Annotated in this window: 13 protein-coding genes; 6 read left to right on the top strand and 7 right to left on the bottom strand. The window is 73.9% G+C overall.

Features of this window, described 5'->3' with window-relative positions; all coding sequences use genetic code 11:
* Positions 1-30 precede the first annotated feature (30 nt).
* The gene (gene tuf / locus UW392_RS60060) at positions 31-1,209 is read right to left on the bottom strand and encodes an elongation factor Tu (RefSeq protein WP_320783960.1); all 1,179 of its coding nucleotides are present in this window, start codon (positions 1,207-1,209) and stop codon (positions 31-33) included.
* A 129-nt stretch (positions 1,210-1,338) separates the two neighbouring features.
* Positions 1,339-1,461, bottom strand: a complete 123-nt coding sequence (locus tag UW392_RS60055; RefSeq protein WP_320783959.1) for a hypothetical protein — start codon at positions 1,459-1,461, stop codon at positions 1,339-1,341.
* 495 nt (positions 1,462-1,956) lie between these two features.
* On the opposite strand from UW392_RS60055, the gene UW392_RS60050 reads away from it, so the two are divergent.
* Positions 1,957-2,724, top strand: a complete 768-nt coding sequence (locus UW392_RS60050) for a TVP38/TMEM64 family protein (protein WP_320783958.1) — start codon at positions 1,957-1,959, stop codon at positions 2,722-2,724.
* A 19-nt stretch (positions 2,725-2,743) separates the two neighbouring features.
* On the opposite strand, the gene UW392_RS60045 is transcribed toward UW392_RS60050, so the two are convergent.
* From UW392_RS60045 to UW392_RS60035, 3 genes are read right to left on the bottom strand one after another with little or no spacing between them, the layout of a single operon-like run.
* A complete protein-coding gene (locus UW392_RS60045) occupies positions 2,744-3,478 on the bottom strand; it encodes a cupin domain-containing protein (RefSeq protein ID WP_320783957.1) in 735 nt (244 codons plus the stop codon).
* Positions 3,472-4,410: a PmoA family protein gene (locus UW392_RS60040; protein ID WP_320783956.1), complete on the bottom strand. Its 939-nt coding sequence runs from the start codon at positions 4,408-4,410 to the stop codon at positions 3,472-3,474. Before UW392_RS60040 ends, UW392_RS60045 begins: the two co-directional genes overlap by 7 nt.
* Entirely contained in the window at positions 4,407-5,639 is a 1,233-nt protein-coding gene (locus tag UW392_RS60035) for a Gfo/Idh/MocA family oxidoreductase (RefSeq protein ID WP_320783955.1), read from the bottom strand. The genes UW392_RS60040 and UW392_RS60035 overlap by 4 nt, the downstream gene beginning before the upstream one ends.
* 321 nt (positions 5,640-5,960) lie before the next feature.
* Here UW392_RS60035 and UW392_RS60030 point away from each other — a divergent pair, with 321 nt between their 5' ends.
* Together UW392_RS60030 and UW392_RS60025 are read left to right on the top strand one after the other, a co-directional pair.
* Complete coding sequence (locus tag UW392_RS60030) at positions 5,961-6,836, top strand: undecaprenyl-diphosphate phosphatase (RefSeq protein ID WP_320783954.1); 876 nt, start codon at positions 5,961-5,963, stop codon at positions 6,834-6,836.
* Positions 6,837-6,975: 139 nt separating this feature from the next.
* The gene (locus tag UW392_RS60025; RefSeq protein ID WP_320783953.1) at positions 6,976-7,161 is read left to right on the top strand and encodes a hypothetical protein; all 186 of its coding nucleotides are present in this window, start codon (positions 6,976-6,978) and stop codon (positions 7,159-7,161) included.
* A 77-nt stretch (positions 7,162-7,238) separates the two neighbouring features.
* Here UW392_RS60025 and UW392_RS60020 read toward each other — a convergent pair whose 3' ends face one another.
* The gene (locus UW392_RS60020; protein ID WP_320783952.1) at positions 7,239-7,850 is read right to left on the bottom strand and encodes a DUF4291 domain-containing protein; all 612 of its coding nucleotides are present in this window, start codon (positions 7,848-7,850) and stop codon (positions 7,239-7,241) included.
* 91 nt (positions 7,851-7,941) lie between these two features.
* Here UW392_RS60020 and UW392_RS60015 point away from each other — a divergent pair, with 91 nt between their 5' ends.
* Both UW392_RS60015 and lnt read left to right on the top strand, forming a co-directional pair.
* On the top strand, positions 7,942-8,445 hold the full coding sequence (locus tag UW392_RS60015) for a nuclear transport factor 2 family protein (protein ID WP_320783951.1): 504 nt from the start codon (positions 7,942-7,944) through the stop codon (positions 8,443-8,445).
* 143 nt (positions 8,446-8,588) lie between these two features.
* A complete protein-coding gene (gene lnt, locus UW392_RS60010; RefSeq protein ID WP_320783950.1) occupies positions 8,589-10,157 on the top strand; it encodes an apolipoprotein N-acyltransferase in 1,569 nt (522 codons plus the stop codon).
* On the opposite strand, the gene UW392_RS60005 is transcribed toward lnt, so the two are convergent.
* Complete coding sequence (locus UW392_RS60005; protein WP_320783949.1) at positions 10,078-10,986, bottom strand: Gfo/Idh/MocA family oxidoreductase; 909 nt, start codon at positions 10,984-10,986, stop codon at positions 10,078-10,080. The two genes, lnt and UW392_RS60005, sit on opposite strands and share 80 nt — an antisense overlap.
* Positions 10,987-11,110: 124 nt before the next feature.
* Between UW392_RS60005 and UW392_RS60000 the strand changes: the two genes are divergently transcribed.
* On the top strand, positions 11,111-11,626 hold the full coding sequence (locus UW392_RS60000) for a DinB family protein (RefSeq protein ID WP_320783948.1): 516 nt from the start codon (positions 11,111-11,113) through the stop codon (positions 11,624-11,626).
* Positions 11,627-11,899 lie beyond the last annotated feature (273 nt).

Raw genomic sequence — 11,899 nt, 5'->3', positions numbered from 1 at the left:
GCCAGCATGTGCGGGCACCCGGCTCCGTGTTCAGCCGACCGAGGTCACCGTCCCCGCGCCGACCGTGCGCCCGCCCTCGCGGACGGCGAAGCCGAGGCCGGGCTCCAGCGGGACCTCACGGCCGAGCGTGACCGTCATCGTGACGGTGTCGCCGGGCCGGGCGACCGCCACGTCCCCCAGGTCGACGTCGCCGACCACGTCCGCGGTGCGGAGGTAGAACTGCGGCCGGTAGCCGGTCGACACCGGGGTCGTGCGGCCGCCCTCGCGCGCCGAGAGCACGTACACCTGGGCGGTGAAGCGGCGGCCGGGCACGACGCTGCCGGGCGCGGCGACGACGTGCCCGCGCCGTACGGCGTCGCGCGGGACGCCCCGCAGCAGCAGCGCCACGTTGTCGCCGGCCTGGGCCTCCGCCATGGGCTTGCCGAAGGTCTCCACGCCGGTGACCACGGACTCCAGTTCCGCGCCGGGCACCTGCACGCGGTCGCCCACGCGGACGGTGCCCCGCTCGACGGCGCCGGTGACGACGGTGCCGCGGCCGGTGATGGTGAGCACGTTCTCCACCGGCAGCAGGAACGGCGCGTCCACGTACCGCTCCGGCACGGGCACATAGGTGTCCACCGCGTCGAGCAGCGCCTCGACCGCCGCCGTCCAGCGCGGGTCGCCCGCCAGGGCCTTCAGCCCGGAGACCCGTACGACGGGGACGGCGTCGCCGCCGTAGCCGTGCGCGGTGAGCAGTTCCCGCACCTCCAGCTCCACCAGGTCGGTCAGCTCGTCGTCGCCCGCGTCGGCCTTGTTGAGCGCGACGACGATGTGGTCGACGCCCACCTGCCGGGCGAGCAGCACGTGTTCGGCGGTCTGCGGCATGATCCCGTCGAGCGCGGAGACGACGAGGATCGCCCCGTCGAGCTGCGCCGCCCCGGTGACCATGTTCTTGACGTAGTCGGCGTGGCCGGGCATGTCGACGTGCGCGTAATGGCGGGTGTCGGTCTCGTACTCGACGTGCGCGATGTTGATGGTGATGCCGCGCGCGGCCTCCTCCGGCGCCCTGTCGATGCGGTCGAAGGGGACGTAACGGGTGCCGTCGCCGGAGCCGCGCTCGGCGAGCACCTTGGTGATGGCGGCGGTCAGGGTGGTCTTGCCGTGGTCGACGTGACCCATGGTGCCGATGTTGAGGTGGGGTTTGGTGCGGACGTAAGCCGTCTTGAACATGGCGGTACCTCGAAGCCTCTTCAGCGGTACTTCGGTGAACGGCCCCGGCGCTCTGCGGCGGCCGGAACGGGGACCCCGGGCTCTGACCGACCCTCCCCCTGCGGGGTCCGCCGGACGATCCGGGGAGGGTCAGCTTCGGGTGCCGCCTGCGGTGGCGAAGCCGCCTGTGGTGGCCACGACGACCGGGAGGGCAGCCTTCGGCGCGTCCGCGGCTGCCGCGGACGCCGCGAGGAGGAAGGCGTGCCAGAACATGGCGCCGATCATCGTCGACCCGCCGGCCCCGCGTCGAACGGTTTTCGCGACGGGCGGGACGACGGGGGCGGGGGCTGCCCCATGCGGCGCGGGGGACGACTTCCGACGAGAGATGCTTCACACGGCGGCACGCGGACCGACGGGAGGCCGACGGCGGGAAGGGGACCCGCCCGTTCCTCAAGTTCCGCTCGCCGCGCGGCCGGTCGGCGCCCGGCCGGCCCCACCGGCAGTCATCCGCCGCGTGGCCCGGCGGAAGTCGGCGGGGTGTCCGTACGCCGAGGTCAGAGCCCGGAAGGGCGCCGTTCGTACCAGGTGTCCCGCGGGCCCCGGCGGCCACTTCGGGACGACCGCCGGGCGGTGTCCCGTGCCGGCGCGGCGCCGGCGGGAGCGGCGCTGTCGGGGGCCTCGGCCCGGTCCCCCGCAGTTCCCCGTCCTGTGACGTCCCTGAGACGCTCCATACGGCGATCACACACATCGGTCGGTTACTGTCGCCGAATGCTCGATGCCACCACCCGCTCTGGGGGCACCGCCACGGCCACCTCCCCGCCCGCCGCATCCATCCCACCGGTCGCACCCGTCTCCCCAACGGGTCCCGCCGCACGCTGCACCCGCCTGCTGCTCTCCCCATGGGCACGGTTCGCGCTGCTCGTCGCGCTCCTCACGGGCGCCGCGGCGACCGTGCTGCTCCTGGAACCACAACGCCTGCTGGCCGACGGCTGGCCACCGCACCTCGGTGGTGCCGCGGCGGCCCTGGTCTACGCGGTGGCGTACGGCCTGTGCACCTTCGCCTTCGTCCCACGCCCGTTGCTCAACCTGGCGGCGGGCGCCCTGTTCGGCTCCCAGCTCGGCCTGGGCGCCGCGCTGGGCGGCACGGTGCTCGGCGCGGGCATCGCGTTCGGTCTCGGCCGGATGCTCGGGCAGGACGCGCTGCGGCCGTTGCTGCGGGGCCGCCTGCTGCAGGCGGTCGACGGGCAGCTCAGCCGGCACGGGTTCCGCTCGATGCTGGCGGCCCGGCTGTTCCCCGGGGTGCCGTTCGCGGCATCGAACTACTGTGCGTCCGTCTCGCGCATGGGCTGGCTGCCGTTCCTGCTCGCCACGGCCCTCGGTTCGATCCCGAACACCGCGGCGTACGTGGTGGCCGGCGCCCGTGCCTCGACGCCGACCTCCCCCGCCTTCCTGATCGCCATGGCGTGCATCGCGGTACCGGCCCTGATCGGTGCGGTGGTGGCCTGGCGCAAGCGCCACCACCTCCAGGGCCGGTGACCGCGTCACCCGCGGCGCGTCACGTCCCCCGGTAGACGTCCAGCCGCCCGCACATCCCGAACCTCCCGTGCTCCGCGGGCCGCTCCGCCCGTACGAGCGCGTCGGCCAGGTGGGAGACGTCGCCGCGCTCCAGCCGGTCCAGCTGGTCGCCGGTGGCCGCGGCGGCCGCGCGGGCGCCCCGCTCCCAGCGCTCCCGCCACTCCGCGAGCCGGTGTCGCACCAGCGCGGCGGCGGCCCGGTGGAAGGCGGCCAGCGGCTCGGGGCCGTCGGCCTCGCGCAGCACCCGGTAGCCCTCCAGGGCCAGATCCCGCCGGGCGCGGGCGAACCGCTCCCGCTCCTCCTCGGGCGCGTCCCCCGGGACGACGGTCGCGGCGGCGTACGTCCCCGGGTCGGTGAGGTACTCGGGCGGCAGGGTGAGGACCGCGTCGCCCGCCTCCGGGAGCCCGTTGTTCTGCATCAGCACCGTGATGCGCAGGTCGTCCTCGTTGACCAGCCGGTGGATGGTGCCGGGCGTGAACCAGGCGACCGTGCCGGGCACCAGCGGCGTCACCTCGTACCCGGACATGGTCAGCGTCTGCACCGCGCCGCGCCCACCCGTGACGACGTACGCCTCCGAGCAGGTCAGGTGCAGGTGCGGGCTGCCCCCGCACACGCCGTCGGCCGCGGGCCAGTCGTACACGGACAGGTGCGAGAGGGCGACCGCGCCGGGCAGTCCGGTGAAGCCGGCCGCCACCGCACCGGCCCCCGTCACCACGGGTGCTCCTGGAGGTACTTGGCAATCTCGTCCCGCTCCCAGGCACCGTCGGCCACCACGACCCGGTAGCGGCGGGTGAGCGTGTCCCCGGGCGCGAGCTCCAGCTCGTCGTGGAAGGCCCAGGAGGGGGCGACGGCGGCGAAGGGCTCGTTGCGCACGAACCAGTGGGCCGGGTGGGCGCCCCCGCTCCCGTCGTGGTCGTTCTCGGGGGCGTGCGCGAAGACCAGCGTGGCGTGGCCGTCGGCGACGTCGTGCTCCGCCGAGTAGGCCAGCCACGGCGACTGGCTCGCCATCAGGTCGGGCCCCTCGGCGTCGGGCCCGATGACCCGGCCCTCCCGGAAGCCCCGCGGGCCGCGCCAGAACAGGCCCGTGTAGCCCGCGTTCTCCCGCCCGGCGGTGGTCGGGCTGCCGAAGAGCAGCGGCTCGTCGCGCCGGTTGGTGATGGCGCTGGTCCAGGTCAGCGCCCAGGACCCGGCAGCCGGGTCGACGTCGTGCACCTCGATGCGGCGCTCCTCGTCGGCCCAGAGCTCACCGGTGTACGGGTGCCAGGTGAGCCGCTCGGCGATGACGACGCGGTCCCCGTCGGCGGCCACCTCGTCGAAGGCCACGTGCGCCATGGACCCGACCTGCTCGGGGAGTGGGAGGTACCCCTCCCCGTGGACGTAGCTGTTGCCGCCCCACAGGTTCTGCCCGGACAGGTGCGAGGCGGTGAGCTGGAGGCCCTTGTGCCAGCGGTGGTCGTTGGGGCGGTAGTCGGTGACGACGTCGCCCTTGAGGGTGCGGACCGGGTGGAGGTACGGCTTCGGCGCCTCCCAGGCCGCCTCGGGCCGGTACACGTAGGAGAACAGTTCGACGCCGGTGGCCGGTTCGGTGACCGTGATGCTGTCGCCGTGGGCGTGGACGAGGCGCAGGCCGTCGTGGGCGGTCGTCATGCGGGGATCTCCTCGCTGGTCTCTGCGGTCCCGGTCGCGGGCGCCCAGCCGGGAGCGCCGCCGTGCAGGGCGGTGTAGTACGGATCGCCGGGGCCGATCTCCCCTGCCCTGACGGTGGTGTCGGTGAACGCCGACTTGTAGATCGCGGTGATCAGTTCCAGGCTGGTCCGCCCGTCGGCGCCGCTCGCGCGCGGCCGCTCACCGGCGCGCATGCTCGCCACCAGTTCCCGCAGCTGCGCCAGGTGCGAGCTCGGCACGTCGGCGCCGAAGTCCCGCCAGGCCGCCGCGTCCGCCTCGGCCACGTCCGGGGCGGGCGTGATGCGCCAGTTGTCGTTGCCGTGCCCGTACAGGTGGGTGAGCTCGACCGTGGCGCGCTCGCAGTCGATACGTATGCGGCTGACCTCGTCGGGGCTGAGGACGCTGTTGACGACGGTGGCCATGGCGCCGTTCTCGAAGCGCACCAGGGCGGTCGTGACGTCCTCGGTCTCCACGTCGTGCACCAGCCGCCCCGCCATGGCCCGCACCTCGCTCCACGGGCCGAGCAGGTCGAGCAGCAGGTCCATCTGGTGGATGCCGTGGCCCATGGCGGGCCCGCCGCCCTCGGTGGCCCAGCGGCCGCGCCAGGGCACGGCGTAGTAGGCGGTGTCGCGGTACCAGGTGGTCTGGCAGTGCGCCACGAGGGGGCGCCCCAGGGCGCGCTCGGCGATCAGCCGCCGTGCGTGCCGGGAGCCCGAGCCGAAGCGGTGCTGGAAGACGATCGAGGCGTACGGGCCCCCGTCGGTGCCCTCCTCCGCCTCCACGGCGTCGAAGTCGGCGAGCGTGGGGACGGGCGGCTTCTCGCACCACACCCAGGCGCCGGCCCGCAGCGCGGCCACGGTCTGCTCGCGGTGCAGGGTCGGCGGGGTGCAGACGGCGACCACGTCGGGCCGTACCTCCGCCAGCATCCGGTCCAGGTCGGTGTACGCGTGCGGGATGCCCGCCTCGGCGCAGAAGGCCTTGACCGCGTCGGCGTCGATGTCGACCGCCGCCACCACCTCCGTCTCGCCCTCCGCGGCGAGGGCGGTGAACGCGGGCAGGTGGCAGCCGCGGGCGATGCCGCCGGTGCCGACGATCGCGGCCCGGATGCGGCGGCCGTGGAACGGGGGTGCGGGACGGTCCGGGACCGGGTCCGTGGGGGCGGTGCGGCTCGGAGGGGTGTCGGGACCGGATGCGTCGCGGGGTGTGGACATGGACGTGATCAGCACTCCATCGAACGTGACGGCAGAGGGGGAGAGAGGTCCACGGCCCCGGCGGACCGGTGACAGCAAGCGCTTTCTCCCGCCGCTGCAACGTATGTCGCGCCGGAACGGCCGGTCAACACCCCGTGCACCCTCCCGACCTGCCTCCCGGCCCGGCAGGGCCGGAACACCGCGTGCAGGTCCTGTGGAGCCCGTGTGGCAAGCCCGTCACTTCGAGACGCTACGCTGCCCCACGACACCTGTGCCCGTGCCCACCGCGGCCGCGCGTGTCCGCCGGCCCCCTTTCCGTACAGCCCTTGGACCACCTACTCCATGTCTTGGTTTGAATCCCTCATCCTCGGACTCGTCCAGGGACTGACCGAGTTCCTCCCGATCTCCTCCAGCGCCCATCTCCGCCTGACGGCGGCGTTCTCCGGCTGGGAGGACCCCGGCGCGGCCTTCACCGCGATCACGCAGATCGGCACGGAGATCGCGGTGCTGATCTACTTCCGCAAGGACATCGGGCGGATCCTCGCCGCGTGGTCCCGGTCGCTGACGAACAAGGAGATGCGCCGGGACCCCGACGCGCGGATGGGCTGGCTCGTCATCGTCGGCTCCATCCCGATCGGCGTGCTGGGCGTGACGCTCAAGGACCAGATCGAGGGCCCGTTCCGCGACCTGCGCCTCACGGCGACGATGCTGATCGTGATGGGCATCGTCCTCGGCCTCGCGGACCGGCTGGCGGCGCGCGACGAGTCGGGCGGCAAGCACCGGGCGGCGAAGCAGCGCAAGACGCTGGAGAACCTGAACGTCAGGGACGGCCTGATCTTCGGCGTCAGCCAGGCCATGGCCCTGGTCCCGGGCGTCTCGCGCTCCGGCGCCACCATCAGCGGCGGCCTGCTCATGGGGTACACCCGGGAGGCCGCGGCCCGTTACTCCTTCCTCCTCGCCATCCCGGCGGTGATGGCCTCCGGCGCGTTCACACTCAAGGACGCGGTCGAGGAGGGCGGCGTCTCGTGGGGGCCGACCGCCCTCGCCACGGTCGTCTCGTTCGTGGTGGGTTACGCGGTCATCGCCTGGTTCATGAAGTTCATCACCACGAAGAGCTTCATGCCCTTCGTCTGGTACCGCGTCGCCCTCGGCATCGTCATCATCGTGCTGGTCAGCATGGGTGTGCTCGACCCGAACGCGGGTGACTCGGCGCACTGAGGACCGGTACGCCGCGCAACGGCGGGCGCGTCAGGCGTACTTGACGGAGCGGCGGGGTCCGCTCGACCGTGACCAACCACATACCGCACACGTAGCTGTCCGGTGGCACAGTGTCAGCCACTGCGCATAGTCTGATGGCATGTCCGCCAAAACCACCCCTTCTGGTTCCCCGCGGTCCGCCGCCGCGGTGAACGAGCAGATACGAGCACTGTGGACACGCGCGGGCGGCTCCCTGTCCGACCGCGAACGGGCCGAGTACGAACTGCTGGTCGTGGAATGGGCCGCGGCCGCCGCCGCGCGCGGGAAGGTCATCGAGGCGGCCTGAGCCCGCTTCGGCCGACCGCAACGGCCGCCCGCACCGGTGCCTTCCGCGCGCCGGCCGGACCGGGCACGCCGGCCGGCTCAGCGCCGCAGGTGGCCGAGCACGTCGTCGGCCGGCGGATACGGCCGCTCGACGGGCAGCAGCCCCGCCGCGCGGCCGAGTTCGCCCTCCCGCACCAGGCCGTGGACCTCCCGTGCCAGCGGTGTCACGTCCTCGATGCCCACGATCCACTCGTCCGCGTAACGGGCCGCCGCCTCCCCGGACAGCCCCAGCTGCAGGGAGCGGTACGGCAGCGGGGCGAGCCGCAGGTCGCGCTCGGGGTCCCACTGCACGCGCGCGGGCGCTCGCCGCAGCTCCCGCTTCCACGCCCCCCGGTCCTCGTGCAGGGCGCGGTCGTAGTGCGACAGACAGGAGTTGCGCAGCGCCCAGAGGAAGCCCTCCTGGGTGATCTCGACCGCCAGGACGGTCTCCTGGCCCTCCTTCAGGCCCCAGCCGCAGCGGTACATCATCCACAGGAACGACGGCTTGATCCAGGTCATGCGGTCCCGCTTCCAGGCGGTCGGGAACCGGCCGGTGCGGGCCGCGGCCGGGCCGATCTCCGGACCGTAGGCCTGGTAGACGGTGACCGTGGACGCCGTGTGACGGGCTCGTACACGGAACTCGGGCTCGGGCGCGGTCGAATGATCGTTCACCGGTCCAGGATGGGTCGGCGCCGACGCCCACGGCCAGCGAATATCCGCACGCCCCTTGGCTCCGCCCGTCCCCTGCCCCAACACTGAGCCGATGACGCAGCGTGTGGAGCTCGCGACGGTGCTGGACCGGCTCGCGGTCGACGGACTGATCACCGAGTACGCGGTGGCCCTGGACGACGGCGACTGGCGGGCCTACCGGGAGCTGTTCACGCCCGACGCGCGCGCGGACTACCGCTCGGCCGGCGGCATCGAGGGCGACGTCGACCAGGTCGCCGACTGGCTCGCCCGCAGCACCGGGCTGCTCGCGGTGCGGCAGCACCTGGTCGTCAACCGGCGGGTCCGGTTCGGCGTGCTGGAGCAGGACACCGGGGACACCGCGCACGTCCAGGCCGACTACGTCAGCCCGCTGCGGTTCGCCAGCCCGGACGGCACCCCCGATCCACCGCATCCGGCCGCCGACACGGCTCCCGACCTCCTGTGCGGCGGCCGGTACGCCTTCACCCTGCTGCGCACGGAAGACGGCTGGCGGCTGCGCGAGGTCGTGCTGCACGAGAAGTGGCGCCGCACGGCCGACGGCCGCCCGGTCCCCTCCTGACCCGGTCCCCTCCTGACCCGGCCCCCCCTGACCCGGCCCCTTCCCGGCCCGGTCCCGCGCGGCCCCGGCCGCCCGCCCACTGTCGTAGATCGTTCCCGGCCCGCACACTGGAGGTACCGCACGACCGGGAGGGAGGCCCCCGCATGACGACGACCGGCCGGTGGCTCGCCGCCCGGTGGAGGCGCGGCCCGCTCGCCGCACTGGCCGGCGCGCTGCCCCTGTTCGCGTTCCCGGCGCCGTCGCTGTGGTGGTGCGCGTACGTCGCTCTGGTCCCGTGGATCCTGCTGGTCCGTACCGCCCCGACGGACCGGCGCGCCGCGTACGACGGCTGGCTGGGCGGCACCGGGTTCATGCTGGGGGTGCACCACTGGCTGCTGCCCAACCTGCACGTGTTCACCTTCGTGCTGGCCGCCCTGCTCGGCCTGCTGTGGGCCCCCTGGGGTGTGCTGGTGCGCCGGTTCCTGGCGGGGGCGCCGTCGGGCGGGCGGGTCGCGGCCGCCCTCGTCGTCGTGCCGTCGGGCTGGCTGACGGTGGAACTCGTCCGGTCCTGGCAGGGGTTGGGCGGGCCCTGGGGGCTGCTCGGGTCCAGTCAGTGGCAGGTGGAGCCGGCGCTGCGGCTGGCGTCGGTCGGCGGGGTGTGGCTGCTGAGCTTCCTGGTGGTGGCGGTCAACGTCGCGGTCGTCGTACTGGTCGCGGTCGAGCGGTCCCGCGTGCCCGCGGTCGCCGGTCTCCTCGCGACGGCGGCCACGGTCTCCGCGGTCTGGGTCTGGGCGCCGCGCCCCGCGGCCGACGGCCGGGTACGTGTCGCGGTCGTCCAGCCCGGTGTCGTGCACGGCCCCGGTGAGCGCTTCGCCCGGGAGGAGGCGCTCACCCGCCGGCTCGCCGGGCAGGACGTGGACCTGGTCGTCTGGGGCGAGAGCAGCGTCGGCTTCGACCTCGCCGGCCGTCCCGCCCTCACGGACCGGATCGCGGCCCTGTCCCGCGCGACGGGCGCGGACGTCCTGGTGAACGTCGACGCGCGCCGCTCCGACCGGCCCGGCATATACAAGAGCTCGCAGCTCGTGGGGCCGGACGGCCCGACCGGCGACCGCTACGACAAGATGCGGCTGGTGCCCTTCGGAGAGTACGTCCCGGCGCGCTCCGTCCTCGGCTGGGCCACCTCGGTCGGTGAGGCGGCCGGGGAGGACCGCCGGCGCGGCACCCGGCAGGTGGTCATGGACGTCGCGGGCGGGCTGCGGGCCGGCCCGATGGTGTGCTTCGAGTCCGCGTTCCCGGACCTGAGCCGCCGGCTGGCGCGGGACGGTGCCCAGGTGCTGATCGCCCAGTCGGCGACCTCGACGTTCCAGCAGAGCTGGGCCCCGGAGCAGCACGCCTCGCTGGCCGCGCTGCGGGCCGCCGAGACCGGCCGCCCGATGGTGCACGCGACACTGACCGGGGTCTCCGCGGTGCACGGCCCGGACGGCCGGCCCGTCGGCCCCCGGCTCGGTACGGACGCGAGCACCAGCGCGGTGTACGAGGTGCCGCTGGCGAGCGGTGCCACGCCGTACGTCCGGCTCGGCGACTGGCCCGTGTACGGGGCGCTGCTGGTGCTGGGCGTGGCGGGTGCCGCCGGTGCCGTACGGGCGGTGCGGCTCAGGCGGACGGGTCTCGGAGGACCGCCCGCACCACCCGCTCGCACAGCTCATGGGTCGCCAGCGCGTCCCGCGCGCTGAGCGTCCGGCCCGCCCGCACCGCGTCGAGGAAGGACAGCACGGCCGCTTCCATACCGCGCTGCCGGGCCACCGGCACCCAGTCGCCGCGCCGCCGCGTCGTCGGCTGACCCTTGTGGTCGATGACCTCTGAGAGGTTGACGACCTGCCGCTTGGTGCCCTGTCCGGACACCTCCAGGACCTCCTCGGCGGAACCGCTGAGCCGGTTCATCACACCGAGCGCCGTGAAGCCGTCCCCGGACAGCTGGAGCACCACGTGGTGCAGCAGCCCGTCCACGGCGCGGGCGCGCACGGTCACGTCGTCGACCTCCCCCGGCACCAGGAACCGCAGGGTGTCGACGACGTGGATGAAGTCGTCGAGGATCATCGTGCGCGGTGCCTCCGGCAGACCGGCGCGGTGCTTCTGCAGCACGATCAGCTCGCGCGGGTGCTCCGCGCACTGCGCGTACGCCGGCGCGTGGCGCCGGTTGAACCCCACGGCCAGCGAGACGTCCCGTTCCTCCGCGAGCCGTAGCAGCCGCTCGGAGTCGGCGAGTTCGTACGCGAGGGGCTTGTCGACGTACGTCGGGACGCCCGCCTCCAGCAGCCGGGTGACGATCTCCGGGTGCGCCGCGGTGGGGGCGTGCACGAAGGCCGCGTCGAGGTCCTGGGCCAGCAGGGCGTCGAGGTCGGCGTGGCGCCGGGCGCCGGGGAGGTGCAGGCTGTCGGCGACCCGGGTGAGCGTCGCGGGCGTACGCGTCTGCAGGTGCAGTTCGACACCCGGCTGCGCGCCGAGCACCGGCAGGTACGCCTTCTGCGCGATGTCCCCGAGCCCTATGCAGCCGACCTTCACAGCGTCCTCGTTCCTGTCCTACGGCGTCCGGGCCGTCCGGGCCTCGCCTCGCTCCGCCTCGCCGGAAGCATACGTCGCGAAATCAAGATGAAGAGGTGCGGCCCGCTCGGACAGGATGCGCTCCATGACCACCACCGAACGCACCACGCCCTCCGTCACCGCCGACGAGCGGACCATGCTCGAGGGGTGGCTGGACTTCCACCGCCACACGCTCGCCATGAAGTGCGCGGGCCTCGACGACGCCCAGCTCAGGACCGCCTCCGTCCCACCCTCCGAACTGACCCTGCTGGGGCTGGTACGGCACATGGCGGAGGTGGAGCGGAGCTGGTTCCGCCGCGTGCTGGCCGACGACAACGCCGGGCCGATCTACTACAGCGACGAGGACCGGGACGGCGAGTTCCACCTCGACGAGTCGGACACCTGGCAGGAGGCCCACGCCACCTGGCAGGCCGAGATCGCCGTCGCCCGGAGCAACGCGGCGCGCTTCGCCCTGGACGACACGGGCGACGGCCGCAACCGGCACACCGGCGAGGCCGTCAGCCTGCGCTGGATCTACACCCACATGATCGAGGAGTACGCGCGGCACAACGGTCACGCCGACCTGATCAGGGAGCGCATCGACGGGGCCACCGGAGACTGAACGGAACGTCGGCGCTGACGCGGCCGGCAACGGGCCGCCCGCAGACGGCCGCCGGGATCACCCGTGCGGGGCAACCTCCGCCTGTCCGCACCGCGAAGCGGGCCGGACGACAGCAGAGTTGCGCGGGTGCATCGTACGACCACCACAGCAACGCTCCTGGTCACCGTGGCCGTCTCGGCCGCCTCAGCCGTCTCGGCCCTCGCCGGCTGCTCCGGCGCGCAGCGCCCGCCCGCGCCCGGCGCGCCGGCCCCGCCGTCCCGTCCGTCCGTGCCA

It is taken from the genome of Streptomyces sp. CRN 30, from assembly GCF_034105845.1.
Note: the sequence above shows the minus strand (reverse complement) of the source record. Positions and strands in the feature narration are given on the sequence as shown.